This is a genomic window from Vibrio sp. R12-SG2-ISO1 (genome assembly GCF_059834045.1).
Genome location: NZ_JCBDGO010000010.1, coordinates 26,379 through 51,973, shown reverse-complemented (window position 1 = coordinate 51,973; position 25,595 = coordinate 26,379). Strand labels below are relative to the sequence as shown.

Sequence of the window (25,595 nt, the reverse complement as noted above, 5' to 3'; positions counted from 1 at the left end):
ATAGGCAAAAAAGAGGAGTCACCCAATGGACGTGTGTCAAGTTACAAAAGGTATGATGGTCGAATGCGATGAGGGCCGAGGCGAGGTACTGGTGGTCGACAGGCAGACCAACATCGCCTTAATCCAAGATCCAAAGTCAGGCTTTCAGTTCGCAGCGCTGGTGAGTGAGCTTGCCAATGTGCGAGAGTCGTACGGCGAATGACGCGCTTGGGGAAGGGCTCATCTTCTCCCTTACTTAATCTTGCTCATCAACCTCTCTTGCCGAGCAATATCTACGGACAATAAAAGCGAAAAAGCGAGCCGGGTTAGGCTCGCTTTTTGTTTAGAGTTCCTCAGGTTAGAGTCCCCTAAGGCAACCTGAACATTGCCGTTATTTGCGCACCGCAATCGCTTCGATTTCAATCCCGACATCTTTGGGTAGACGTGCCACTTCTACACAAGAACGTGCAGGGTAGTTGGCGACGTTGTGCTCATCAAAAAACTGACCGTACACTTCGTTTACCGTGCCAAAATCGTTCAAATCTTTGACAAACACCGTCATCTTCACGATATCTGATACCGTCAAGCCTGATGCTTCTACCACGGCTTTGACGTTTTCTAGTGATTGGCGTGCTTGAGTGGCAATATCTTCTGCGACCTCACCGGTTGCAGGATTGACTGGGATTTGTCCAGAGGTCAGAACCATGTTGCCAAGGTCAACGCCTTGTACGTATGGGCCAATCGCTGCTGGTGCTGATTCTGTATGAAGTACTTTGGTCATGTCTCTCTTCCTGAATGAGTGTTTAGCTGATGAGATAGTAACGCTTACAGGGCCGAGTGCTCGACGAGTGAGGCGTTCGCTTAATAGAGCAGTGTGCCGTGAATCCCTTGATGGGTAAAGAAAAATGAAGAGTAAAGAAAAAATGAAGGGTAAAGAAACATCCCCGCAGCGGCGGGGATGAAATGACTAAGCTTTGAGTGAGCTTAGCGCTCAGTGACCACTTCGCGTGAGAACACTTTCTCACAGTACTTACACTTAAGGCGAAACTCGTCTTTTTTCTCAATTACCGCGAAACTGCTTTCTACCGGTTCATTGTGGGTAATGCAGTTGCTGTTCGGGCAGGCAAACACATTGTTGACTTGACGTGGAAGCTCAAGAGCGAGCTTTTTCACTACGCGGTAATCTTCAATCTGATTGACGGTTGCATGAGGGGCGTACAGCGCCAGTTTGTTGGCTTGCTCTTCGCTGATAAAGACGTTTTCAATCTTGAGCAAGTCTTTATGGCCCAGTGCGGAGGAAGGGAGGTTCAACCCAACGGTCACGCGTTGGTTTGACTCATCCATTGAAAATAGCTTCAGGACCTTGATGCCCATTTTCGCGGGAATGTGGTCAATCACGGTGCCGTTTTTGATGGCTTCAACTTGCAACTGTTTTTCTTTTGCCATGATGGGAGTCTCCTGCGATTAAAGGTCTGGATTAAGAACAAGGGCGAGTAGCGCTTCACGAGCATAGACGCCGTTTTCAGCTTGCTCGAAGTAGTACGCGTGGGGTGTTTTATCGACATCCACGGTGATCTCGTCGACGCGTGGCAGCGGGTGAAGCACTTTCAAGTTGTCACGTGCGCCTTCAAGCATCGCTGCCGTTAAGATGTAGGCCGATTTGATGTGGGCGTATTCAGATTCATCAAAGCGCTCTTTTTGCACGCGTGTCATGTACAGCACATCCAGCTCAGGGATGACACTTTCCATATCGGTATGAAGGCTAAATCGAATACCGGCTTCTTCGAGCTCTTCGCAGATGTAATCAGGCATCGCTAACGCTTCAGGTGCGATAAAGAAGAAGCGAACGTTATCAAATTTCGCCAGCGCTTGAGTCAGCGAGTGTACCGTGCGGCCATATTTAAGATCACCGACGAAGGCAACGTTGAGGTTGTCTAAACGGCCTTGGGTTTCGGCAATCGAGAAGAGATCGAGCAAGGTTTGCGTCGGGTGCTGGTTGGCACCATCGCCTGCATTGATCACAGGTACACCTTTAGAAAACTCTGACGCCAGACGCGCCGCGCCCTCTTGAGGGTGGCGCATCACAAACGCATCCACATAAGAGGAGATGACCTGTACGGAGTCAGCTAGGGTTTCGCCTTTTTTCGCCAGAGAGGTGTTGCCGCCATTGTCAAAGCCAATCACGTCGCCACCAATACGTTGAATCGCAGTCTCAAATGAGAGTCGAGTGCGTGTCGAGGGTTCAAAGAAGCAGCTCGCGACCACTTTATTTTTGATTAAATCTGGGTTTGGCTCAGCTTTGAGTTGACCTGCGGTTTTGACAATCAATTCCAGCTCTTCACGTGAAAGCTCAGGAATGGAGATAATGTGCTTGTTGTAAAGCGAGTTTGTCATAATCATCTTCCCAGTTGTATGCGTTAGGCATGAATAATAAGTGTTAGGCATAAAAAAGCCCCCCATAACGGGAGGCTTTACAAATCAATGAAGATAGAGAAACGTCGCATCAATAAGCCATTTTGCTTATGTGCAGTAACACGCTTTGTAACACACCAACGACGTGACATATTTCACTATCTCCAGACAAATTGCCGAGCATTATACGCCGAACTTTGCGCAGAGCAAGCGATTGCATCGCGGTTTTTTGTGTCGATCTGTGTTCGATACTAGCTACCCAATGTGGCAACCATCACAGCCTTAATGGTGTGCATTCGGTTTTCTGCCTCATCGAAGACGATCGAGTGCTCAGATTCAAACACCTCGTCGGTCACTTCGAGGCCGTTCATGCCATATTTCTCGGCCACTTGTTTGCCAATGGTGGTCTCATCGTTGTGAAAAGCGGGCAGGCAGTGCATGAATTTGACGTGCGGGTTGCCGGTCTTTTCAAGCGTTGCCGCATTGACTTGATACGGGGTCATTTTGGCCACGCGTTCATCCCACGCTTCAGGCGCTTCGCCCATCGATACCCAAACGTCGGTGTAAAGGAAATCACAGCCTTCCACGCCTTGCGCCACATCTTCGGTCAATGTGATGCGTGCCCCTGTTTGCGCAGCGATGGTTTGGCAAGTGTCCACCAACTCAGCCTCGGGCCAAAAATCTTTCGGTGCGACTAGGCGAATGTCCATGCCCATTTTGGCTGCGCCAACCATCAAAGAGTTGCCCATGTTGTTGCGTGCATCACCGAGGTAAGCAAAGCGCATTTGGTGCAACTGTTTACCTCGTCCATGTTCGAGCATGGTAAGGAAGTCGGCCAAAATTTGCGTCGGGTGAAACTCATCGGTCAAACCATTCCAAACTGGTACCCCAGCGTATTGACCCAGCTCTTCGACGATCGCTTGACCAAAACCGCGATATTCAATGCCATCGTACATGCGACCCAGTACGCGCGCGGTGTCTTTCATCGACTCTTTATGGCCAATCTGTGAACCCGATGGGCCGATGTAAGAGACTTGCGCGCCTTGATCAAACGCGGCGACTTCAAACGCGCAGCGAGTTCGTGTCGATGACTTTTCAAAGATAAGGGCAATGTTTTTACCCATGAGCTTCTTTTGCTCCGTCCCGGCATATTTCGCTTTTTTTAAATCCGCAGAAAGGTCGAGCAAAAATTGGATCTCTTTGGGGGTAAAATCAAGCAGCTTGAGAAAGTTACGATTACGAAGATTAAAAGCCATACACCAGTCCTTGAATCGGTATTCATTATTTGCCAATAGTTAAACATACCTGACGGTTGTTTGTGAATAATTATTTTAAAAATAAAGCGAGATATAGATAATATCCCGCTTTTTGTGACTATTAATGCTTAATGTGGTTGTGAGTGACAGGACTGCTTAGTGAGGTTACAAGTTCTCTTCTGCAAATTCTGCCAAGCGACTGCGCACCACTCCGTTGAGGTGAATATTGGCGCTGCCTTCAAAGTTTTTAAATCGCTCGACCATGTAGGTAAGCCCCGAGGTCACCGGCGTGAGGTAGTGGGAGTCAATCTGCGCTAAGTTACCGGAGCAGACAATTTTCGTCCCTTCGCCACAACGGGTGATGATGGTTTTAATTTGAGACGCCGTGAGGTTTTGGCACTCATCCAGCAGCACGAACGCATTCTGAATGGAGCGCCCGCGCATAAAGTTGATCGATTTGAACTGGATGTTGGCTTTGTCGCAAATGTACTTGAGCGATCCCTCCGTACAGTGATCATGTTTGTGTAGCGCTTCCAAGGTATCGGTGACCGCCGCGAGCCAAGGCATCATCTTCTCTTCCTCGCTGCCGGGCAAGAAGCCGATTGACTCGCCAATATCGGGCGTGTTTCGGGTGACGATGATTTTATCAAACATGCCTTTTTCGATGGTCTGCTCAAGTGCACTGGCCAGCGCCAACAAGGTTTTCCCGCTGCCCGCAGAACCCGTCAAGATGACTAAATCGATATTGGGATCGAGCAGCGCATCAAGGGCCATGCCTTGGTAAATGTTTTTTGGAGTGATGTCCCACGCTTTACGGTGCATTAATCGCTCCCGGCTGAGATCTTTAATGGTGATCTTGTCGCTGGTGATGTCCTCGACTCGACCGGCAAAGTCGCTCGAATCGTCCAAGACATATTGATTAATGTAAGTGGGTTCAAACGGCTCGCGCGGCAATGTGTGGTAAGTGCGGCCGTGAATGGTTTGGCTGTCGACTTCATCGACCTTGCTCCAAAACTCTCCTTCGATCTGTTGGTAACCTTTGGTGAGGTATTGGACATCATCGATCAGTTGGTCGGTGCGATAGTCCTCAACAAAACGTACTCCCGCCCCTTTGGCGCGTAAACGCATGTTGATGTCTTTGGTAATGAGGATCACTTCTCGCGGCGCACGCTTGTTTTGTAAGTAGAGTACGGCGTTGAGAATGCGGTTATCACCGGCTTTGTCTGCGAAGGCTTTGACGGTTTCTTGCAGTTCGAAATCCGCCAAAATGGCGATGTGACCGGTGCTTTCTTTATCGCGGTTGATGGGGATGCCTTCTGATATTTCATCGGGCGTGGCGTCTTTAAACAGTGCTTCGAGCGCGCGAATGGCGACGCGGGCGTCGCGAGCCACATCGCGTTTGCTGTCTTTGATTTTATCGAGCTCCTCGAGGACCGTCATCGGTATGACGACATCGTGCTCTTGGAATGAGTAGATTGCGTGAGGTTCATGAAGAAGGATGTTGGTGTCTAAAACGAAGAGTTTCCGTTCCGTATCACCCATAAGCGTCTCCTTGCCGCAGCGCGGCTTGCTTACCTGTCATACGCAGCACGGCGTGTGCGCCATGTCAGGTGTATCCTCATCGTGTGAGGTAACTTGCAGTCATTTTGCAGTGACACCTTCAGTGAGCAGGAAGCTGACATGGCTTAGTCGTTGCCCTGTCGATTCAACATGCCGCCTAACAAGGCGTCGCTACAAACCCGAGTGGATCATCAACGTAGTGAGTCAGCGTTTTTCGTGCTGACCGTTTGGTTCACTGTACCGCTCTCTCGATGGATTGCATTTCTTGTGCCGTGTTAGGGGTAAAGCCAAGAAAGTGCCAAGGTACTAACCCATTGTCAGAGATGCGCCTGCCCTTAAAGTATAAGTCAGTTTCCATCTCCTCTACTTTAGAAATGCCACTTCTTTTTTACACTTTGATGTCAGCCAGAAAGTGGCAAAAAATTTGTTGAGAATTGAGGTGTTTGTGCGTGACCAATATCACAGCTTCGAGTACCATTAGCGACCTTTTTTATGTGTGGCTGGAAAAGGCCTGAGTCCTGTTCTAGCGGCGCATTGGGGGCAGATTTTGATTGTTGGTTGGGATGATGAGAATCATTGTCTACACTATCATCAATAAGCCGCACCCCGACTCACAACAGACCGATTGAAAGAGGTAGTCGATAGATGACATTTGCTTTGGGCCAGCGTTGGATCAGCGATACAGAGAGTGATTTAGGTTTAGGTACTGTAGTCGCACTGGATGCTAGAACGGTCACATTGATGTTTGCCGCATCCGAAGAGAATCGCGTGTACGCGCGCAATGATGCGCCGGTGACTCGTGTGACGTTTAACCCAGGGGATGTTGTGGATAGCCAACAAGGGTGGTCATTGCGCATTGAGCAAGTGGTTGAGGAGCAGTCGCTGCTGACCTACATCGGTACGCGTGAAGACAACGACGAGAAAGATGTCGAGCTGCGTGAAATCATGCTCAGCAACCAGATTCGTTTTAACAAGCCTCAAGATAAGCTGTTTGCCGGTCAAATCGATCGTATGGACAACTTTGTGCTCCGTTATCGTGCACTGATGAACCAATATGAGCAGCACAAGAGCCCAATGCGCGGCTTATGTGGTATGCGTGCAGGTTTGATTCCTCATCAGCTTTACATCGCCCATGAAGTGGGGCGTCGTCACGCGCCGCGCGTGTTGTTGGCCGATGAGGTGGGCTTAGGTAAAACCATTGAAGCGGGCATGATCATCCATCAGCAAGTGCTGGCGGGTCGTGCGGAACGCATTTTGATCGTGGTGCCAGAAACGCTTCAGCATCAATGGTTGGTGGAGATGATGCGTCGATTCAATCTGCATTTCTCTATCTTTGATGAAGAGCGTTGCATTGAAGCGTTCGCGGAAGCAGATAACCCATTCGATACCCAGCAATATGTGCTGTGTTCACTCGATTTTCTACGCAAGAGCCGCAAGCGCTTCGAGCAAGCGCTTGACGCCGATTGGGATCTCTTGGTGGTCGATGAAGCGCACCATTTAGAGTGGAGCCCAGAGCAACCGAGCCGTGAATATCAAGTGATTGAAGGCTTGGCTGCGCGTACACCTGGTGTACTCTTGCTCACCGCGACACCTGAACAGCTAGGGCGTGAAAGCCATTTTGCACGCTTGAGATTGCTCGACTCGGATCGCTTCTTTGACTATGAAGAGTTTGTCAAAGAAGAGCAGCAATACGCCCCAGTGGCCGATTCGGTCAGTGCGCTGTTCTCTGGCGAATCCTTGGCCGATGAGGCGAAAAACCAGATTACTGAGCTCTTATCTGAGCAAGATGTTGAGCCACTGTTTCGTATTATCGAGAGCAACAGTGATGACGAGGCGATTTCCGCTGCACGTCAAGAGTTGATTGATAATTTGATGGACCGTCATGGTACGGGGCGCGTGCTGTTTCGTAACACGCGTGCGGCGATCAAAGGCTTCCCAGTGCGTAATGTGCATTTGGTGCCGATGCCGATTCCGAGCCAATACACCACGGCGATGCGCGTCTCTGGCATGATAGGCGGCAAGATGAGCCCAGAAGCGCGTGCGCTGAAAAATCTCTACCCTGAAGAGCTGTTCCAAGAATTTGAAGGTGACGAATCGAGCTGGTGGCAGTTTGATAGTCGCGTTGATTGGTTACTTGAGAAGATCACGCAAAAACGCAGTGAAAAGGTGTTGGTGATCGCCTCTCGCGCCAGTACGGCGTTGCAACTGGAACAAGCGCTGCGCGAGCGTGAAGGCATCCGTGCCACGGTATTCCATGAAGGTATGTCGATTTTAGAGCGCGACAAAGCGGCGGCGTACTTTGCCCAAGAAGAGGGAGGTGCACAGGTTCTCATCTGTAGCGAAATTGGCTCTGAAGGGCGCAACTTCCAGTTCGCAAACCAACTGGTGATGTTTGACCTGCCGTTCAACCCAGACTTACTTGAGCAACGCATCGGTCGCTTAGACCGAATTGGTCAGCAGCGCGATATCGATATTCATGTCCCTTACCTTGAAGGCACCTCGCAAGCGATTTTGGCGCGTTGGTTTAATGAAGGTTTGAATGCGTTTGCCCAAACCTGTCCAACCGGTCGCATGGTGTACGACAAGGTGTCGGATGCGCTGATCACTATGCTGGCCAGTGGAGATACCAGTGAGCTGGATGATGTGATTGCTCAATCTGCGGCAATGAACAAAGCGCTCAAAGCGGAGCTGGAGCAAGGGCGTGACCGTCTGCTTGAAATGCACTCGCACGGCGGTGAGAAAGCGCAAGCGATTGTCGATACGATTGCCGCGACCGATGGCGATACGAATCTTGTCACGTTCGCCTTGAGCCTGTTTGATACCATTGGTCTTAACCAAGACGACAAAGGCGAAAATGCGCTCGTGGTCACCCCTTCTGAGCACATGATGGTGCCCAGTTACCCAGGGCTGCCATACGAAGGCGCAACCATCACCTTTGACCGTGATACGGCGCTGTCTCGTGAGGACATGCACTTTATCAGCTGGGAACACCCGATGATTCAAGGCGGTATTGATCTGCTGATGAGTGAGGGCGTGGGGACCAGTGCGGTGTCACTGCTGAAAAACAAGGCTCTGCCCGTAGGGACGCTGCTGCTTGAACTGATCTACAAAGTGGATGCGCAAGCGCCAAAACGCACTGGCATCAGCCGTTTCTTACCGACCACGCCGATTCGCATCATGCTTGATGGCAAAGGCAATGATTTATCGGCGCAAGTGGAGTTTGACAGTTTCAACCGTCAGCTCAGCCCGGTCGGCCGCCATATTGCGGCTAAACTGGTCTCTTCGGTACAGGCGCAGGTGCATCAGCTGATTGCCGCAGGTGACAAGCTGGTGGTCGAAAAAGTGGAAGCCGTACGCGAGCAAGCGCAAAAAGAGATGCAATCGAGTCTAAATGGCGAGCTTGAGCGTTTGCAGGCCCTGAAAGCGGTGAACCCGAACATTCGTGATGAAGAGATTGAAGCGATTGATGAGCAGATTACCGCGCTGACCGGTTACATCCGCCAAGCGCAATACCAGCTCGACTCACTGCGTATGATTGTCGTCGCGCACAACTAAGTGATCGCAACGCGAGTAACGTATTAGTACAAGGCCCTCAACGTTGAGGGCCTTTTTGATCGTTAATAAAGATGACGAAACCGATGACTAAAGAAGCCATTTCCACCAAATAAAGACCGCCAAAAAGCCGAACAGATAAATCAGACCGGCGATAGAGAGCCACTTTAGCGAGGATGTCATTGCGAGCGGCTTAGGCAGATCGGTTTTGGTCACTAGAATGTAGTTGAGTAAACCGAAAAATGGAGTCGTGATAAAGGCAAGGATCATCGCAAAATTGAGCATTGGCAGCAGCGCTTTAGCCCAAAACAAGATGATCGCAAGAGCTGCTGCAGAGATGATCACCATCCAAGTCAGCGTCACGCCGTTCTTCATGTCTGGTTGCTTTTGCACTAAACGTTGAGATTCAGACAACAGACGCGCATAACCGTCAATCACGGTGATCGTACTACCAAAAATACAGAAGAACGCAATCACAGCAATCAAGTAGCGAGACCACTCACCAATGGTCGATGCATAGAGCCCTACCAGTTGATGCGAGAAGCCGACGCCAGAGCTTGAAAGCTCCACGCCTGTCCCATGCAGCACCAAAGCGCCCAAGGAAAGAAAGACAATCGCCAGCAGAGCTGTCCCTATGTAGCCCACGTTGAAATCAAACAGCGCAGAGCGCGGCGTGACGGTTTGCTGCTTGCACTGACTTTTTAGCCACATTGAGGTGATACTGGAAATTTCAATCGGTGCTGGCATCCAACCCATGGTCACAACGAGAAATCCGATTGCGGCTAATGTCCAAGGCGATGGGGATTCGAAGCCCACTACGGGATCGGCAGGTTTACCTAATGCGATGCACACCGCGAGGAGTGTGGCAATGGTTAGAACCGCCATGATGGTTTTCGATAACGCATCCAACGCCTTGTAGTGGCCAGCAAATAAAATCGCTAAACAGGTGGTCAGTACAAGGATGCTGAGCACGGGCATCGAGAGATCAAAGGGGACGAAATAGGCGAGCAAGCTAGCGCTAAACATCAGCAGTGCAGCGGTATTGACCACAGCGGAGACCGCACTTAAGCCGACAAACAGCCACAAGTATGGTTTGCCAAGTTTTGAGTAGCCTTCGACTAAACTGGTGCCGGTGCCCATAGTGTATTGCACACCGGCGCGAAAAAACGGGTATTTGAATACGTTGACGAGCAAAATGAGCGCCGCCAACTGCCAGCCATAAATGGCGCCCGCTTTGGTGGAGGCGACTAAGTGAGAGCCACCGACAGCAGCGGCGGCCATCATAATTCCTGGGCCTAACGAGCGAATAAGGTGGGCTAACGAGAAACGCGCCTTCGGGGGCGCTGAAGTGATACTTTCCATACTACTGCCTATGGGTGAAATGTTGTGTTTTATTGTATTTATTACCTGTCAAGGTCATTAAGGAATAACACATTTGCCTTATCTGTCATAGATTTTTTACACTTTGAGTGAGACTTTCTTTTCAAGCGTGAATAATCGACAAAAAATGCCAGACTGGTGCCCTTGCGAGTGGCTTCGGGTATACTTCGCCCGAATTCATAGTAGTTGAGAGTGTTTATGGCCATGCTGGAGTACAACCCACCAAGGGAGCCCTGGGTGGAGGTTGTTTTTGAAGATGAACATATCCTTGCGGTCAATAAGCCGTCAGGACTGCTGTCTGTGCCTGGGCGCGATCCTGCTCATCGCGACAGCATGTGGTCACGACTGCAAGAGACGCACCCGGATATTCAAGTGGTGCATCGCTTAGATATGTCCACTTCCGGCTTAATGGTATTAGCAAAAAACAAACGCGCAGAAAGTGCGTTAAAGAAGCAGTTTCAGTTTCGTCTCACACACAAAGTGTACTATGCACGAGTATGGGGAGAGGTGAGTGAGCAAGAGGGCGTCATTGATCTACCGCTGATTTGTGACTGGCCAAATCGCCCGCGGCAGAAAGTGTGTGTAGAGACTGGCAAACCGTCAAAAACCTTATACCAAGTGGCGAAACGAGAAGAGAAAACCACCATCGTGCGCTTGTTGCCGGTGACGGGGCGCTCTCATCAACTGCGCGTTCATATGCAAGCACTCGGCCACCCGATTGTCGGTGATGAGTTCTACTCCAGCGGTGAGGCGCTGCTCTGTTCGGATCGCTTAGCCCTTCACGCGGCTGAGTTGAGCTTTTATCATCCACGCAGTCATTGGCTGAAAAGTATTTTTGTTCCTTGTGACTTCTATCCCGAGGCACAAGAGATGCTGTTTGATTATTTCGATCCTGTGCGAAAATTACCCGATTATAAAACACTGCCCAAACCATAATCGGTTACACAGAGTGGGCAGTTGAAGGAGACCTTATGCTGCCCAACCTTGTTTTTCTTGACCGAGCCACCATTCCAAGTCAAATCACCTTGCCAACCCCTCGCCATCCGCACGTTTGGCAAGCTTACGACTTCACCGCACCAGAACAAGTAGTTAAGCGCCTGCAAGGCGCCACTGTCGCGATCACCAATAAGGTGGTACTCGATGAAGCGGTGCTTGCGCAGCTTCCTTCACTCAAACTCATCGCCGTCTCGGCGACAGGATACAATAACCTTGATATTGAAGCGTGTCGCCGCCTAGGCATAGCGGTGACCAACGTTCAAGGTTACGCCACCCAATCGGTACCTGAGCACGTGCTGGGTATGATCTTTAGCTTGAGTCGTCACCTCAGTGCCTACCATCACGACATTGCCCAAGGGGAGTGGCAGCGCAACAAGCAGTTCTGCTTTTTTACCCACCCGATAAGGGATGTAGCAGGGGCAACCCTTGCGATTGTGGGCGGCGGGGCATTAGGACGCGCTACCGCGCAACTGGCCAGTGCGGTCGGTATGCACGTGATCTTTGCTGAGCATAAGGGTGAACATCAGTGCCGTGAGGGCTATGTCCCGTTTGAGACGGCGCTTTCTCAAGCGGATGTGGTGAGTTTGCACTGTCCACTGAGTGATGAGACCTTTCACCTCATCGGTGAGCCAGAGCTGGGCTTGATGAAATCGAGCGCGATATTGATCAATACTGGGCGAGGGGGATTGGTTGATGAACATGCATTGGTGTCGGCGTTGACGTCTGGTCAGATAGGGGCGGCGGGGGTCGATGTGTTCACGAGTGAGCCAGCCGATGAGAGTAACCCTTTGTTGGCGAATATTTCGCTCCCAAACCTGCTGCTTACACCACACGTTGCTTGGGGTAGCGACTCCGCGATTCAGAAACTCGCCGACATTCTTATTGATAACATCGACGCATTTCTTGACGGTCGAGAGCAAAATCGCGTGGTGTGATTTACTCGCTGCTGCTGGCCTTCAATTGATTCAAGCCTTGATTGAAGACACGCAGCAGCTTTTCGCCATCGGGGTGCGCTTTGGAGAACATCAAATAATTACTATTAGTCAAAAATGGCTTAGGGTGAAAACTGATCAGAGCCTGGGTTTCATAGGGGAGTTTGTTGAGCGTAAATAGACCGATGTGTTTCTCTTCTGGCACGAGCTCAACCCGGCGATATTTGAGAAATTGAAACGCTTTGGTAGGGTCGGCGACGCGGTGCATGGTGACATGCCCATCCTCGATCAGTGCATCCAGTTGTTCACCATAGCTGTAGCCCAGCCCACCGCCAAGGTGTTTACCCTCTAAATCCTCTAAACGCTGCCAAGAAAAGTCATCACTTTTGCGATGAAAGAAAACAAATTCCTCCTGTGCCACTGGTTCGCTGAAGTAAAAATGCTCGGTTCTCTCTTGGGCAAACATCCAGATCGCGGTGGCGACAAATTCGCCTTCACTCGCTTCTTTGTAGGCCCGCTTCCAAGGAAAGAAGTGGAATTCGACTTGATAGCCTTGTGTAGCAAACGCCTGCTCAATGGTTTTTCCGACAAAACCGAACTCTTCCAACTCTTGGCCGATAAAAGGTGGCCACTCACCTGCGGCGATTTTGACAATCTTATTGTCTTCATCATTATTCAATTCACCATTATTGGTTTCAGCCGCGGCGTAGGCACTCATGGCGAACCACAATGCGAACAGGGCACTAGAAAGGGATACTGCGAGCGCGTGCACAAGTCACTCCTTTGTCGCTTTTACTTTAACTTTAGTTCTCAGTCGATAAAGAGCAAGACATAAAAAAGGCTGGTCATCATGACCAGCCTCCCAGACTTGATTTGTGCACTTACAGTGCGGCAATCGTCGTTTTTTGCTCTTCAAGCTTCACGAGCGTTTCTTTGTAGCCTTCTAGCTTCTCACGCTCTTTGGCCACCACTGCTTCTGGTGCTTTAGCCACGAAGCCTTCGTTACCTAGCTTGCCTTCAATACGTTTGATTTCGCCTTGTGTCTTCTTGATTTCACCATCTAGACGAGCAAGCTCTGCGTCTTTGTCGATTAGGCCCGCCATTGGGATCATTAGCTCCGACTTAGCAACCAATGCCGTTGCGCATGCTGGCGTTTCTTCACCCGCTTCCAGTACACGTACAGACTCAAGCTTCGCCAGGGAAACAAGAACTTGCTTGTTCGCTTCTAGACGAGCTGCGTCTTCCGCGTTTGCGGCTTTTAGCATCACTTCAAGCGGCTTACCTGGGTTGATGTCGTACTCCGCACGTAGGTTACGGATGCTAGTGATGAATGACTTCACCCACTCGATGTCATCCAGTGCTGCTTGGTTGAAGTTCGCTTCGTCGAACTGAGGAAGCGCTTGAAGCATGATTGTGTCACCTTCAACACCGTCAACCAGTGGTTTCACGCTCTGCCAGATAGTTTCTGTGATGTATGGGATCACTGGGTGCGCAAGACGAAGCGTCTTCTCTAGAACGGTGATCAGCGTGCGACGTGTACCACGTTGCTGTGCTTCGTTCCCTTTCCAAAGAACCGGCTTAGTGAGCTCTAGGTACCAGTCACAGAATTGGTTCCAGATGAATTCGTAAATCGTGTTTGCTGCCATATCCAGACGGAAGTTATCAATGTGACTATTGAACTCTTTCGCTGCTAGCTCAAACTGAGACTCGATCCACTTGTCTGCGAGTGAGTACTCGATCTCACCTGCCTGTTCGTTAGATGAATGGAAGCCACAATCCTGATCTTCTGTATTCATCAGCACGTAACGGCTCGCGTTCCATAGCTTGTTACAGAAGTTACGGTAACCTTCCAGACGCTTCATATCCCAGTTGATGTCACGACCAGTTGAAGCCATAGCAGCAAGAGTGAAGCGCAGTGCATCCGTACCGTAGGGTTCGATGCCGTTTTCAAACGTCTTACGCGTGTTCTTTTCGATCTTCGCGGCAAGTTGAGGCTGCATCATGTTACCGGTGCGCTTCTCAACTAGAGACTCTAAGTCGATGCCGTCAATCATGTCGATTGGGTCAAGCACGTTACCCTTAGACTTCGACATCTTGTCGCCGTTCTCGTCACGGATGAGGCCAGTAACGTATACCGTTTTAAATGGCACTTGTGGCTTGCCGTTTTCATCTTTACAGAAGTGCATCGTCATCATGATCATGCGAGCAACCCAGAAGAAGATGATGTCGAAACCGGTGACCAGCACATCTGAAGGGTGGAATGTTTTCAGGTCATCGGTGTTTTCAGGCCAACCTTGTGTGCCAAACGTCCACAGTGCAGAAGAGAACCAGGTATCCAGTACGTCGTCATCTTGGCGCAGTACCACAACCGGTGCTAGGCCGTTCTTCTCACGCACTTCGTCTTCAGTGCGACCAACGTAGACATTGCCGTCGTTGTCGTACCATGCAGGGATACGGTGACCCCACCAAAGCTGACGAGAGATACACCAGTCTTGAATGTCACGCATCCAAGAGAAGTACATGTTTTCGTATTGCTTAGGTACGAATTGGATTTCACCGTCTTCCACGGCTTTAGTTGCGGTTTCTGCGAGAGGAGCAGTACGCACATACCATTGGTCGGTCAGCATAGGTTCGATGACCACGCCGCCACGGTCGCCGTATGGCACGGTGAGGTCGTGGTCTTTGATTTCGTCTAGCAGGCCAATCTCTTCAAATTCCGCTACGATGGCTTTACGCGCGGCAAAACGCTCCAACCCTTGGTATTTAGCCGGGATCTCTGTTGAGTAAGCATCGCTCGCTTCGCCATTCGTGTTAAACACTTCGGCTGCGTCACGGATGTTGGCATCAAAGGTGAGAATGTTGATCATCGGTAGCTGGTGGCGCTTACCCACTTCGTAGTCGTTGAAGTCGTGCGCAGGGGTGATTTTCACACAGCCTGTGCCTTTCTCCATGTCCGCGTGCTCATCACCGACGATAGGGATGCGGCGGTCAACGATAGGAAGCAGGATCTCTTTGCCGATCAAGTCTTTGTAGCGAGGATCTTCTGGGTTCACCGCAACGCCCGTATCACCCAGCATCGTCTCTGGACGAGTGGTAGCGACAACGATGTAGTCTTTGCCGTCTGCCGTTTTCACCCCATCCGCTAGTGGATAGCGGAAGTGCCACATGTGGCCTTTTTTATCTTTGTTTTCAACTTCAAGATCAGAAATTGCGGTATGCAGTTTAGGATCCCAGTTAACCAGACGCTTACCACGGTAGATGAGGTCATCTTCGTAGAGGCGCACGAACACTTCTTGAACGGCGTTTGATAGGCCGTCATCCATAGTGAAACGTTCACGGTCCCAGTCGACAGAAGCACCTAGGCGACGCAGCTGTTTAGTGATGGTGCCACCTGATTCGCCTTTCCATTCCCAGATTTTGTCGATGAACGCATCACGGCCGTAATCGTGCTTGGTTTTGCCTTCTTCTGCCGCGATCTTACGCTCAACCACCATCTGTGTGGCGATACCCGCGTGGTCAGTACCGACTTGCCAAAGGGTGTTCTTGCCCTTCATACGTTCGGCACGGATCAAGGTATCCATGATGGTGTCTTGGAATGCGTGGCCCATGTGAAGGCTACCGGTGACGTTCGGTGGCGGGATCATGATGCTGTATGATTCTTTCGTCGTGTCGCCGTGCGGCTTAAAGTAGCCTTTTTCTTCCCAAGCCTGGTATAGAGCTTGTTCAATTGAAGTTGGGTTGTATGTCTTTTCCATAGCGCTCATTTTGCCTCGTGATGATGGAACCTAGGCGGCGTGCATTCACCTAATGATTAGGGCCAGCCTACGTTCTACCCCTTGGAGGTTTGATTCTGGTTAATGGTAAATCTAGGTCAATCTTTATAAGTGAACTCTCTGAAAAGAGAGCTTAACTATAAGGATTGACGATCAGTGGTGTTCGAGTGCGATCGCTTGCATTTGAAAGCCCGATTGACGGTAAATTTTATACCGTTCTCGCGCTTGCTGCTTGGCTTTTTCGTCGCAAGGGACGAAGTCTACCACCTCTGTAAACGGATGCGCAAAGGTTGTCTCATTTTCAGCCAAATTTATCACCAACTGGCGATGCCAAGAAGGGCGGACCTGCTGATGGCCGATCTCAATCTGTGTGCCATACTTGGGGCCTTCTCCTACCAAGTTGTGGCCGATGTACTGCTCAGGTTCCACTTGCCAAAACCGCTCTGCAAGGGCTTCCGCGTGGGCTTTGTGCTGGCAGTTGACGTACACTTTTGCCCCTTGTTTGGCAAAGTGCTGCGCCAAAAAGACCGCATACGCATCCAACCCCTCAGGGGTGGCTTGGGGAGAATCCGATTGAATCAGATAAAAGGTCGCGTTAGCCATGATATTTGCTGATGCCTTTATACAAAAAAGGGCCTTGCGGCCCTTCGATGTGGTTGAGGATTACTCCTCAGTATCTTGACCGCTGCGATTGAGCAGGAACTGGACAAGCATAGAGACTGGTCGGCCTGTTGAGCCTTTCGCTGCGCCAGATTTCCAAGCAGTGCCCGCGATATCGATGTGAGCCCAGTTGTACTTCTTCGCAAATTTCGACAAGAAACAGCCGGCAGTAATGGTGCCACCAGGACGACCACCAATGTTCGCCATATCGGCGAATGGGCTTTTCAGCTGTTCATGGTACTCATCGGCCATCGGTAAGCGCCATGCGCGATCGCTCGCTTGCTCAGAAGCGTTGATAAGCTCGTGAGACAGCGGGTTATGGTTTGAGATCACGCCACTGATGTGGTGACCCAGTGCTATCACACACGCACCAGTGAGGGTGGCGACATCCACGACACATTCTGGTTCAAAGCGCTCAACGTAGGTCAGTGCATCACACAGAACCAAACGGCCCTCGGCATCGGTATTCAATACTTCGACCGTTTGACCTGACATTGTGGTTAGGATATCACCCGGACGGTAAGCGTTGCTGCCTGGCATGTTCTCACAGCCGGCCAGCACACCAATCACGTTGATAGGCAGGTTGAGTTTCGCGAGCGCTTTCATGGTGCCAAACACGGAGGCAGCGCCACACATGTCGTATTTCATCTCATCCATACCTTCGCTAGGCTTGAGTGAAATACCGCCTGAATCGAACGTCAGACCTTTGCCGACTAATACGATAGGCTTAGCTTGTGCGTCTGGGTTACCCTTGTACTCCATGATTGACATCATCGATTCGTTTTTTGAACCGCGGCCTACCGCTAGGTAAGAGTTCATCCCCAGTTTTTCCATCTCTTCTTCGCCGATCACTTTTGTCGTAATCGTCTCGTAGTCGTCCGCTAAGCGGCGCGCTTGAGAGGCGAGGTAAGCTGGGTTCGCAATGTTGGGTGGCATGTTGCCAAGATCTTTACACGCTTTGACGCCCGACGAGATGGCCAAGCCGTGCGCGATCGCTTTTTCACCCAAGTTCAACTCACGACGCGTCGGTACGTTGAACACCAACTTGCGCAGTGGGCGACGAGTTTCAGGCTTGACGCTCTTAAACTGATCAAAGGTGTAGAGGCCATCTTTGGTCGCTTCGACCGCTTGGCGCACTTTCCAGTAGGTATCACGACCTTTCACATGCAGCTCAGTCAAGAAGCACACCGCTTCCATAGAGCCCGTTTCGTTCAAGGTGTTGATGGTTTTCTGGATAATCTCTTTGTACTGACGTTCACCCAACTCGCGCTCTTTGCCGCAACCGACAAGCAGAACACGCTCAGACAACACACCAGGTACTTGATGCAGAAGTAGCATCTGCCCAGGTTTTCCTTCTAGATCACCACGGCGAAGTAGTGAACTGATATAGCCATCGCTGATTTTATCTAGCTGCTCAGCAACTGGAGAAAGGCGACGTGGCTCAAACACCCCGACAACGATACATGCGCTACGTTGTTTCTCTGGGCTGCCACTCTTTACACTGAACTCCATGCGTACTCCTACATCCTGAAGACAAATCGAACTAAATGTTAGATAATGGCGTCTTACTTGTTGATTCCTACACCGGAACTATCTTTAAATAAGCGCGTTAACAATTAGCCAAAAAATTTAAAAACAAAAGGTTCATCGGGAAATTATAGTGATTCAATTAAAAAAACAAGTTTTGTATAGGTAATTTCAGCGTGATTATTGTTAGATATTTGATCCGCGAGACACTCAAGAGCCAATTAGCGATATTTTTTATCCTGTTTTTGGTGTTTCTCAGCCAAAAACTGATCAAAGTGCTCGCCGATGCATCCGATGGTGATATCCCCGCAAGTTTGGTCATGCACTATGTCGGCTTAAGCATGCCATCAATGGGGCTTTTGATGCTGCCGCTCAGTCTATTCTTAGGCATTCTTCTCACCTTTGGCCGTCTCTACGCAGAAAGTGAAATTACCGTGATGAACGCGACGGGGATTGGCAACAAATTCCTCATTCGCGCCGCTTTGTACTTGGCGGTGATCACCGGGTTAATTGCCGCCGCCAACGCGTTTGTTTTTGCGCCTTACAGCCAAGAAAAGCTGATTCAATTGCAAGAAGAAGTCGAAGCGGAAAATAGCGTTGACCTCCTCAAAAAAGGCCACTTCCAAGGTACGCCGGATGGATCATCTGTTGTGTTTATTGATGATATAGACGGTAAAAAACTCAAACACGTTTTCGTCGCACAAATGCGCCCGAGAGACTCCATTTTACCGAGCGTCTCTTTCTCTCAATCTGGTGAAGTGAAAGAGCTGAGCGATGGGCGTCAGGTTATTCGCATGTATGACGGTACACGCTATGAAGGGGTGCCAACGCGTGTGGATTATATGATCACTGAGTTTGATCAGTACGAGGGACTGATTGGTCAGCGCGATGTGAAAGCGAAAGGGCGTGACTGGGAAGCAATTCCGACTATGGAGCTGTTTTCCAACCCTGACCGACGCGCACAAGCGGAGTTACAATGGCGCCTCTCGTTAGTGGTCTGTATCCCTTTGCTTACCATGCTGGTGGTGCCGTTATCGGCGGTTAACCCACGTCAAGGGCGCTTCGCGAAAATGGGGCCGGCGATATTGATTTACTTGGCCTACTTCTTAGCCATCAGTGCGACGAAATCGGCTCTTGAAGATGGCTCTATTCCTACGATGATCGGCATGTGGCCAATTAACGCGGCGTTGTTGCTGACCGCAGTGGGCATCAACTCGATGGACAGTATTGCGGTTCGTCGCTTTAAAGATAGACTCAGACAAAGAAAAAAGAAGGCAGCGTAAGTCGTGTTTAAGATTCTTGATCTCTACATAGGTAGAACCATTATTGCCACGACGTCTCTGGTGTTGGCTACGTTTGTTGGCTTGTCGGCCATCATCAAATATGTCGAGCAGTTGCGTAAGGTCGGCAGTGGCACCTATGACTTGTTGCAAGCGCTGTTTTTTGTCGTCCTCAGTATTCCGCGTGACGTCGAGATGTTTTTCCCAATGGCGGCATTGCTTGGCGCTTTGATAGGGCTTGGTATGCTGGCTTCAAGCTCCGAGCTTGTGGTGATGCAGGCGTCGGGTTATTCGAAGTTAGATATCGGTTTGTCGGTGCTCAAAACCGCAGTGCCGTTAATGGTGCTGGTGACGTTGCTCGGTCAGTGGGGCGCACCGCAAGCGCAAAAAATGGCGCGTGACTTACGAGCGTTTGCCACCTCTGGTGGTGCGATTATGTCTGTGCGCACTGGTGTTTGGGCGCGTGATGCCAACGATTTTATTTTTATGGGTAAAGTCGAAGACGACACGATTTATGGCATGAACATGTGGCGATTTGACAGCGATAAAAAGCTGCAAACCGTCGTGTACGCCAACAAAGTGGATTACCTGTCCGACAACACTTGGCTCATGAAAGAGGTCCAAGTGACGGAAATGATGGACGATGTCGAGATCAATAAAACGGCGCTGCCCGAGTATCGTTGGACGACGTCACTCGCCCCCGACAAGCTCGCCGTGGTAACGGTGAAACCTGAAGAGTTGTCACTGGGTGGCTTGTACGATTACGTGACCTACTTAAAAGCCTCAGAGCAGGACTCTTCACGCTATGAATTGGCGCTGTGGCGTAAAGTCACGCAGCCTTTCTCCATTGCCGTGATGATGTTGATGGCGCTGTCGTTTATCTTTGGTCCGCTGCGCAGTGTCACCATGGGCGCACGCATTTTATCGGGTGTGGTGGCCGGCTTCACCTTTTACATCTCGAGTGAATTCTTTGGCCCGCTCAGCTTGGTGTACAGCATTCCGCCTGTTTTTGGTGCGGTGATGCCGAGCGTGGTGTTCTTGACCATTGCGCTGTTGCTGTTACGCCGTAAGTTGTAGCCCACGGGGCGTGATCTTTCACTAGCATGTTAACAACAAGGCCTCCCAAATTCGGGAGGCCTTGTTGTCTGTAGGCTTGATAGTGTAACGAGCTTTAGAGGTGTTTCTTTAAACGGTACAGCGCTTCTAACGCTTGTCGAGGCGTTAAATCATCAGGGTCAATATTGGCCAGCATCTGCTCCACTTCACTCGGCTCGGGGATCAAGCTGAGCTGGTTAGCCACATCAACGCCAGATCGCGCAGGTGCTGGCGCATCGGTTAACGAGATTGATTCTAACTGCTGCAATTTAGCCCGTGCTTGCTTGATGACACTTTTTGGTACGCCAGCTAACCCGGCAACGGCGAGACCGTAGGATTTACTTGCCGCCCCTTCTTGCACCGCGTGCATAAAGGCAATGCTATCGCCATGCTCCACCGCATCAAGGTGGACGTTGGCTAAGGTTGCGATCTGGTTGGGCAGCTCTGTTAATTCAAAATAGTGGGTGGCGAACAGAGTCATCGCCCCGAGCTCTTTGGCAAGCCATTCAGCGCTTGCCCAAGCAAGCGACAAGCCATCGTAGGTACTGGTGCCACGGCCAATTTCATCCATTAACACTAAGCTGCGCTCCGTGGCGTTGTGCAAGATGTTGGCGGTTTCTGTCATTTCGACCATAAAGGTTGAGCGCCCAGAGGCCAGATCGTCGGAGGCGCCAATACGGGTAAATATACGATCAATCGAGCCTATGGTTGCCGATTCAGCGGGCACATAGGAGCCGATATGCGCCATCAAAGCGATAAGGGCGGTCTGGCGCATGTAGGTCGATTTACCGCCCATGTTAGGCCCGGTAATGATCAACATCTTACGTTGTGGCGTCAGTTCTGTGGGGTTGGCAATAAACGGCTCATCCATTACCTGCTCCACCACTGGATGGCGACCGCCTTGGATATGAACACCAATCTCACCATTGAGTATCGGGCGGCAGTAGTCGAGGCTATCAGCGCGCTCTGCTAGGTTTTGCAACACATCGATTTGTGACAATGCTGAGGCCAGATTTTGCATCTGCTCTAAATGAGGCAGCAGCAGATCAAACAGGCCTTCCCATAACTGCTTCTCGAGCGCCAGTGCTTTTGACTTGGAGTTTAAGACCTTGTCTTCATGCTCTTTCAGCTCTGGAATGATATAGCGCTCGGCATTTTTTAACGTTTGGCGGCGAACATAGTGAGGCGGCACAAGGTGGCTTTGGCCACGGCTGACCTGAATAAAGAAGCCGTGCACATTGTTGTAGCCGACTTTCAATGTATCAATGCCGTGACGTTCGCGCTCTTCTTGCTCAAGTTGGTCCAGGTATTCGGTGGCGCCATCGGCCAATTTACGCCATTCATCGAGCTCTGCATCGTAGCCTTGTGCAATCACCCCTCCGTCACGAATGACGACGGGCGGATTTTCTTTAACGGCGCGCTCAAGCAGTTCGCAGACCTCATCCATCGGCGCAGCATACTGGGCGAGCTTTTTAAGGTAAGGATGCTCTGCACTTTTCATCACATCAGCGAGCTCTGGCAACTGTTGCATGGCAAAGCGCAGTCTTGCCATATCGCGAGGTCGAGCACTGCGTAGCGCTAAGCGTGCAAGAATGCGTTCAATGTCGCCCACTTGTTTGAGTACGGGCTGCAACTCAGTAAAGAGCGCGAGCTGCTTAAGTTCTGTGATGGCATCGAGACGCTGATTGAGCGTGTCGATATCGCGCATCGGTTGGTGCAACCAACGTTTGAGCATTCGACTGCCCATAGGGGTTGCGGTGTGATCGAGTACGGAAGCCAACGTGTTGTCGGTGCCGCCCGCGAGGTTTTGCGTGATTTCCAAATTGCGTCTTGTCGCCGCGTCTAAGATCACCGAATGATCTTGGCGATCAAACGTCAGCGAGCGAATATGAGGCAGGGCGGTGCGTTGCGTATCTTTGACGTACTGGATCAAACAGCCAGCGGCACAGAGGCCCAGTTTGGCATGTTCAACACCAAAGCCGACCAAATCTCGCGTGCCAAATTGTTGGTTGAGCTGCTGCTTGGCCGTATCGAGCTCGAACTCCCAGATTGGTCGGCGGCGATTACCACTGCGCGAAGACATCAGATGCACGGGCTCAAAATCTTCAGGGAACAAAAGCTCTCTTGGCGAAGTGCGCTGCAGCTCTGCCTCCATCGCTTCTTCGCTTTGCGGCTCCATCAACTGAAAGCGACCGGAAGTCACATCGAGCGTCGCGTAGCCGAATCGACCATCGTGATGGTAGATCGCGGCAATCAAGTTATCGATCCGTTCAGAGAGTAAGGCTTCATCGGTCACTGTGCCGGGTGTCACGATGCGCACTACCTTACGCTCCACAGGGCCTTTGCTGGTGGCTGGATCTCCGATCTGCTCACAAATTGCAACGGATTCACCGAGTTGAACCAGCTTGGCGAGATAGCCTTCGACCGCGTGGAAAGGCACGCCCGCCATCGGGATGGGCTCACCGGCTGACGCGCCACGCTTAGTGAGGGAAATGTCTAACAATTGCGAGGCGCGTTTTGCGTCATCGTAAAACAGTTCATAAAAATCCCCCATGCGGTAAAAGAGCAGAATGTCAGGGTTCTCTGCCTTTAACTTGAGATACTGCTGCATCATTGGGGTATGTTTTTGTTCTGCTTTCACGGTTACATCTTTCGTTTGTGGTTATTGCGGCTTAGGATACGTGAATCACCAAATGGGTAAAAGGTGCAAAGGATGCAAAGCAAACAAAATTTATCTCACCAAGTTGGGGAAGCCTTGGCTCAACATGGCTTGGTGCTAACGACCGCAGAGTCCTGTACCGGTGGCGGTGTCGCGACAGCGATCACAGACATCGCTGGCAGCTCAGCGTGGTTCGATCGAGCGTTTGTCACCTACAGCAACGAAGCGAAAATTGAGATGCTGGGCGTGAGTGCCGATACTTTGGAACAATATGGCGCGGTGAGCGAACCGACGGTGCGCGAAATGGCGCAGGGAGCATTGGCTCATTCACGGGCAGACATCGCGATAGCGATTAGCGGCATCGCGGGCCCAGGAGGCGGAACACAAGAGAAGCCGGTAGGCACGGTCTGTTTTGCTTGGTGTGACCGTCACTCATGGCAAAAAATCGAGACGCGCCATTTTAATGGGAACCGTGACGCAGTTCGCTCCGCTGCGGTCGAAACCGCTTTAGAAGTGCTGTATAAAGAGTTGCAACAGAGAGTGAAAACGTCGTAGCTAAAACAGTTAATTATTATTTATCAATAGCATACGATTGAATTTCAAAAAAACGTTGATCAGCTATAGACACTGTATGAATCAACAGTATAATGGCATTTATAGAGTGTTCGGGCCATCCCCGATTTGAAGAAAGTATTCATTTTTACCTGATTTCAGGTGAAAGTTTTGGAGAAAGTAATGGACGATAACAAACAGAAAGCGCTCGCCGCTGCGCTAGGCCAGATTGAAAAGCAATTCGGTAAAGGTTCAATCATGCGCCTTGGTGACAACCGCGCAATGGATGTGGAAACGATTTCTACTGGTTCTCTTTCTCTTGATATTGCACTGGGTGCAGGTGGTCTACCAATGGGTCGTATCGTTGAGATTTACGGCCCTGAATCATCAGGTAAAACAACCTTAACGCTTGAACTGATTGCCGCTGCGCAACGTGAAGGTAAAACGTGTGCCTTTATTGATGCCGAGCACGCGCTTGACCCTGTCTACGCGAAAAAACTGGGTGTGGATATCGATGCGTTATTAGTGTCTCAGCCAGACACAGGTGAGCAAGCGCTTGAAATATGTGACGCGCTCGCACGTTCTGGAGCGATTGACGTGATGGTCATTGACTCCGTTGCTGCCTTGACACCAAAGGCTGAAATCGAAGGCGAAATGGGCGACAGCCACATGGGTCTTCAAGCGCGTATGCTTTCACAAGCAATGCGTAAGTTGACGGGTAACCTTAAGCAATCTAACTGTATGTGTATCTTCATCAACCAGATTCGTATGAAGATCGGTGTGATGTTTGGTAACCCTGAAACCACCACGGGTGGTAACGCACTAAAATTCTACGCTTCTGTCCGTCTTGATATCCGTCGTACGGGTTCTATCAAAGAAGGCGATGAAGTGGTCGGTAACGAGACGCGCATCAAAGTGGTTAAGAACAAGATTGCTGCGCCGTTTAAGCAAGCTGAAACGCAAATTATGTACGGTCAAGGTTTCAACCGTGAAGGCGAGCTTATTGACCTTGGCGTGAAACACAAGATGGTAGAAAAAGCCGGTGCATGGTACAGCTACAACGGTGACAAGATCGGTCAGGGTAAAGCGAACGCGTGTAAGTTCCTGCGTGAGAACCCTGAAGCGGCGAAAACACTGGATAAAAAGCTGCGTGACCTTCTGCTTTCTCCGGCTGAAATCCCAGCTGAAGAGCCAGAATTTGGCCAAGCGCCAGAGCAAGAAGAGCTATAAGCTTTTAGCGTCATTCATCAAAGCCCTGCTTATGCGGGGCTTTGTCGTTTCTTGTACTCTCAATGTTCGCTACATTCTCGATATGAAAAGTAGGCGGTATCTTCTCGAGAGTTACTGAATTCGAGAGTCACTGAATCATCCTCTCACTTGTCATGGATCACTGTGCGATTATGTATCAACGTCAACCTCCGACACTGTCCAGTAAAGAAGCTGCGATGCAATTGCTTAGCCGCCGAGATCACGGCGTGCATGAGCTGCAACAGAAGTTAAGCCTCAAAGGCTATAAGGACGCCGACGTTCAAGAGGCGGTGAATTTTTGCCTAGAGCACCGCTATCTCGATGACCTGCGTTATGCCAAGAGCCAGGTTCGCCAACAGGTTTACAAAGGCCATGGTGAGCGTCGAATTCGCCAAGAGCTGCAACAAAAAAGAGTGGCTGAGTCGACAGTCAATCAAGCCCTTGAGGAAGAACCTCAAGACTGGTTTGAGCTTGCCAAGCTTGCGGCAGAGAAAAAATTCAAAGGCATCAAAGCACAAGATCAAAAAGCGTACGCTAAACAAGTGCGTTTCCTACAGTATCGTGGATATAGCTTTGAACAAATCAGTTACGCCTTAAACGACCATTGTGACTCTTAATTCAACACGCTTTCATCAATCTAAGCGTGAAGTAGCGTCAACGGCGGCATTTTTTCAAGAAAACTAGTCGTAGCTGACTGCATGATCTACAATACGGCAAAATTCTAACTCGACTAT

Annotated in this window: 20 protein-coding genes; 9 read left to right on the top strand and 11 right to left on the bottom strand. The window is 50.4% G+C overall.

Annotated elements, in window-relative coordinates; all coding sequences use genetic code 11:
* The first annotated feature begins 25 nt into the window (after positions 1 to 25).
* Entirely contained in the window at positions 26 to 202 is a 177-nt protein-coding gene (locus tag AC6R10_RS09385; protein WP_500672079.1) for a hypothetical protein, read from the top strand.
* A gap of 168 nt (positions 203 to 370) precedes the next feature.
* Here the strand turns inward: AC6R10_RS09385 and AC6R10_RS09380 are convergent, their stop codons facing one another.
* From AC6R10_RS09380 to AC6R10_RS09360, 5 genes are all read right to left on the bottom strand, one after another.
* Positions 371 to 760: a RidA family protein gene (locus AC6R10_RS09380; RefSeq protein ID WP_500672078.1), complete on the bottom strand. Its 390-nt coding sequence runs from the start codon at positions 758 to 760 to the stop codon at positions 371 to 373.
* Between the two features lie 203 nt (positions 761 to 963).
* Positions 964 to 1,425 (bottom strand): aspartate carbamoyltransferase regulatory subunit, encoded by a 462-nt coding sequence (gene pyrI / locus AC6R10_RS09375; RefSeq protein ID WP_334555061.1) that lies wholly within the window; start codon positions 1,423 to 1,425, stop codon positions 964 to 966.
* An 18-nt stretch (positions 1,426 to 1,443) separates the two neighbouring features.
* A complete protein-coding gene (pyrB, locus tag AC6R10_RS09370) occupies positions 1,444 to 2,373 on the bottom strand; it encodes an aspartate carbamoyltransferase (RefSeq protein ID WP_487901764.1) in 930 nt (309 codons plus the stop codon).
* 269 nt (positions 2,374 to 2,642) lie between these two features.
* Positions 2,643 to 3,647: an ornithine carbamoyltransferase gene (locus AC6R10_RS09365; RefSeq protein ID WP_500672077.1), complete on the bottom strand. Its 1,005-nt coding sequence runs from the start codon at positions 3,645 to 3,647 to the stop codon at positions 2,643 to 2,645.
* Positions 3,648 to 3,812: 165 nt separating this feature from the next.
* Positions 3,813 to 5,189 (bottom strand): PhoH family protein, encoded by a 1,377-nt coding sequence (locus tag AC6R10_RS09360; protein ID WP_487901762.1) that lies wholly within the window; start codon positions 5,187 to 5,189, stop codon positions 3,813 to 3,815.
* 663 nt (positions 5,190 to 5,852) lie between these two features.
* On the opposite strand from AC6R10_RS09360, the gene rapA reads away from it, so the two are divergent.
* On the top strand, positions 5,853 to 8,762 hold the full coding sequence (rapA, locus tag AC6R10_RS09355; RefSeq protein ID WP_500672076.1) for an RNA polymerase-associated protein RapA: 2,910 nt from the start codon (positions 5,853 to 5,855) through the stop codon (positions 8,760 to 8,762).
* A gap of 87 nt (positions 8,763 to 8,849) precedes the next feature.
* Here rapA and AC6R10_RS09350 read toward each other — a convergent pair whose 3' ends face one another.
* Positions 8,850 to 10,121: an NRAMP family divalent metal transporter gene (locus AC6R10_RS09350; RefSeq protein WP_500672075.1), complete on the bottom strand. Its 1,272-nt coding sequence runs from the start codon at positions 10,119 to 10,121 to the stop codon at positions 8,850 to 8,852.
* 216 nt (positions 10,122 to 10,337) lie between these two features.
* On the opposite strand from AC6R10_RS09350, the gene rluA reads away from it, so the two are divergent.
* Positions 10,338 to 11,075: a bifunctional tRNA pseudouridine(32) synthase/23S rRNA pseudouridine(746) synthase RluA gene (gene rluA / locus AC6R10_RS09345; RefSeq protein WP_500672074.1), complete on the top strand. Its 738-nt coding sequence runs from the start codon at positions 10,338 to 10,340 to the stop codon at positions 11,073 to 11,075.
* Positions 11,076 to 11,110: 35 nt separating this feature from the next.
* Positions 11,111 to 12,070: a D-2-hydroxyacid dehydrogenase gene (locus AC6R10_RS09340; protein WP_500672073.1), complete on the top strand. Its 960-nt coding sequence runs from the start codon at positions 11,111 to 11,113 to the stop codon at positions 12,068 to 12,070.
* 1 nt (position 12,071) lies between these two features.
* Here the strand turns inward: AC6R10_RS09340 and AC6R10_RS09335 are convergent, their stop codons facing one another.
* The 4 genes from AC6R10_RS09335 to pepA all read right to left on the bottom strand — a co-directional run bounded on the left by AC6R10_RS09335 (position 12,072) and on the right by pepA (position 18,012).
* Positions 12,072 to 12,785, bottom strand: coding sequence for a substrate-binding periplasmic protein (locus tag AC6R10_RS09335; protein ID WP_500672138.1), 714 nt, complete (start codon positions 12,783 to 12,785; stop codon positions 12,072 to 12,074).
* A gap of 163 nt (positions 12,786 to 12,948) precedes the next feature.
* The gene (locus AC6R10_RS09330) at positions 12,949 to 15,822 is read right to left on the bottom strand and encodes a valine--tRNA ligase (RefSeq protein WP_500672072.1); all 2,874 of its coding nucleotides are present in this window, start codon (positions 15,820 to 15,822) and stop codon (positions 12,949 to 12,951) included.
* 171 nt (positions 15,823 to 15,993) lie between these two features.
* On the bottom strand, positions 15,994 to 16,443 hold the full coding sequence (locus AC6R10_RS09325; RefSeq protein ID WP_500672071.1) for a DNA polymerase III subunit chi: 450 nt from the start codon (positions 16,441 to 16,443) through the stop codon (positions 15,994 to 15,996).
* Positions 16,444 to 16,503: 60 nt separating this feature from the next.
* Positions 16,504 to 18,012 (bottom strand): leucyl aminopeptidase, encoded by a 1,509-nt coding sequence (gene pepA / locus AC6R10_RS09320; protein ID WP_500672070.1) that lies wholly within the window; start codon positions 18,010 to 18,012, stop codon positions 16,504 to 16,506.
* Positions 18,013 to 18,203: 191 nt separating this feature from the next.
* On the opposite strand from pepA, the gene lptF reads away from it, so the two are divergent.
* Together lptF and lptG are read left to right on the top strand one after the other, a co-directional pair.
* On the top strand, positions 18,204 to 19,310 hold the full coding sequence (gene lptF / locus AC6R10_RS09315; protein ID WP_500672069.1) for an LPS export ABC transporter permease LptF: 1,107 nt from the start codon (positions 18,204 to 18,206) through the stop codon (positions 19,308 to 19,310).
* Between the two features lie 3 nt (positions 19,311 to 19,313).
* Complete coding sequence (gene lptG / locus AC6R10_RS09310) at positions 19,314 to 20,384, top strand: LPS export ABC transporter permease LptG (RefSeq protein ID WP_334555074.1); 1,071 nt, start codon at positions 19,314 to 19,316, stop codon at positions 20,382 to 20,384.
* 94 nt (positions 20,385 to 20,478) lie between these two features.
* Here lptG and mutS read toward each other — a convergent pair whose 3' ends face one another.
* On the bottom strand, positions 20,479 to 23,043 hold the full coding sequence (gene mutS, locus AC6R10_RS09305) for a DNA mismatch repair protein MutS (protein ID WP_500672068.1): 2,565 nt from the start codon (positions 23,041 to 23,043) through the stop codon (positions 20,479 to 20,481).
* 72 nt (positions 23,044 to 23,115) lie between these two features.
* On the opposite strand from mutS, the gene pncC reads away from it, so the two are divergent.
* From pncC to recX, 3 genes are all read left to right on the top strand, one after another.
* The gene (gene pncC, locus AC6R10_RS09300) at positions 23,116 to 23,616 is read left to right on the top strand and encodes a nicotinamide-nucleotide amidase (RefSeq protein ID WP_500672067.1); all 501 of its coding nucleotides are present in this window, start codon (positions 23,116 to 23,118) and stop codon (positions 23,614 to 23,616) included.
* A gap of 180 nt (positions 23,617 to 23,796) precedes the next feature.
* On the top strand, positions 23,797 to 24,843 hold the full coding sequence (gene recA / locus AC6R10_RS09295) for a recombinase RecA (RefSeq protein ID WP_334568429.1): 1,047 nt from the start codon (positions 23,797 to 23,799) through the stop codon (positions 24,841 to 24,843).
* A 170-nt stretch (positions 24,844 to 25,013) separates the two neighbouring features.
* Positions 25,014 to 25,478 (top strand): recombination regulator RecX, encoded by a 465-nt coding sequence (gene recX, locus AC6R10_RS09290; RefSeq protein ID WP_500672066.1) that lies wholly within the window; start codon positions 25,014 to 25,016, stop codon positions 25,476 to 25,478.
* Positions 25,479 to 25,595 lie beyond the last annotated feature (117 nt).

What these genes read in the sequence shown, in the direction of transcription:
- AC6R10_RS09385 (WP_500672079.1), top strand. Translation starts at nt 26, where the DNA reads ATGGACGTGTGTCAAGTTACAAAAGGTATGATGGTCGAATGCGATGAG.
- AC6R10_RS09380 (WP_500672078.1), bottom strand. Translation starts at nt 760, where the DNA reads ATGACCAAAGTACTTCATACAGAATCAGCACCAGCAGCGATTGGCCCA.
- pyrI (WP_334555061.1), bottom strand. Translation starts at nt 1,425, where the DNA reads ATGGCAAAAGAAAAACAGTTGCAAGTTGAAGCCATCAAAAACGGCACC.
- pyrB (WP_487901764.1), bottom strand. Translation starts at nt 2,373, where the DNA reads ATGACAAACTCGCTTTACAACAAGCACATTATCTCCATTCCTGAGCTT.
- AC6R10_RS09365 (WP_500672077.1), bottom strand. Translation starts at nt 3,647, where the DNA reads ATGGCTTTTAATCTTCGTAATCGTAACTTTCTCAAGCTGCTTGATTTT.
- AC6R10_RS09360 (WP_487901762.1), bottom strand. Translation starts at nt 5,189, where the DNA reads ATGGGTGATACGGAACGGAAACTCTTCGTTTTAGACACCAACATCCTT.
- rapA (WP_500672076.1), top strand. Translation starts at nt 5,853, where the DNA reads ATGACATTTGCTTTGGGCCAGCGTTGGATCAGCGATACAGAGAGTGAT.
- AC6R10_RS09350 (WP_500672075.1), bottom strand. Translation starts at nt 10,121, where the DNA reads ATGGAAAGTATCACTTCAGCGCCCCCGAAGGCGCGTTTCTCGTTAGCC.
- rluA (WP_500672074.1), top strand. Translation starts at nt 10,338, where the DNA reads ATGGCCATGCTGGAGTACAACCCACCAAGGGAGCCCTGGGTGGAGGTT.
- AC6R10_RS09340 (WP_500672073.1), top strand. Translation starts at nt 11,111, where the DNA reads ATGCTGCCCAACCTTGTTTTTCTTGACCGAGCCACCATTCCAAGTCAA.
- AC6R10_RS09335 (WP_500672138.1), bottom strand. Translation starts at nt 12,785, where the DNA reads ATGAGTGCCTACGCCGCGGCTGAAACCAATAATGGTGAATTGAATAAT.
- AC6R10_RS09330 (WP_500672072.1), bottom strand. Translation starts at nt 15,822, where the DNA reads ATGGAAAAGACATACAACCCAACTTCAATTGAACAAGCTCTATACCAG.
- AC6R10_RS09325 (WP_500672071.1), bottom strand. Translation starts at nt 16,443, where the DNA reads ATGGCTAACGCGACCTTTTATCTGATTCAATCGGATTCTCCCCAAGCC.
- pepA (WP_500672070.1), bottom strand. Translation starts at nt 18,012, where the DNA reads ATGGAGTTCAGTGTAAAGAGTGGCAGCCCAGAGAAACAACGTAGCGCA.
- pncC (WP_500672067.1), top strand. Translation starts at nt 23,116, where the DNA reads ATGCAAAGCAAACAAAATTTATCTCACCAAGTTGGGGAAGCCTTGGCT.
- recA (WP_334568429.1), top strand. Translation starts at nt 23,797, where the DNA reads ATGGACGATAACAAACAGAAAGCGCTCGCCGCTGCGCTAGGCCAGATT.
- recX (WP_500672066.1), top strand. Translation starts at nt 25,014, where the DNA reads ATGTATCAACGTCAACCTCCGACACTGTCCAGTAAAGAAGCTGCGATG.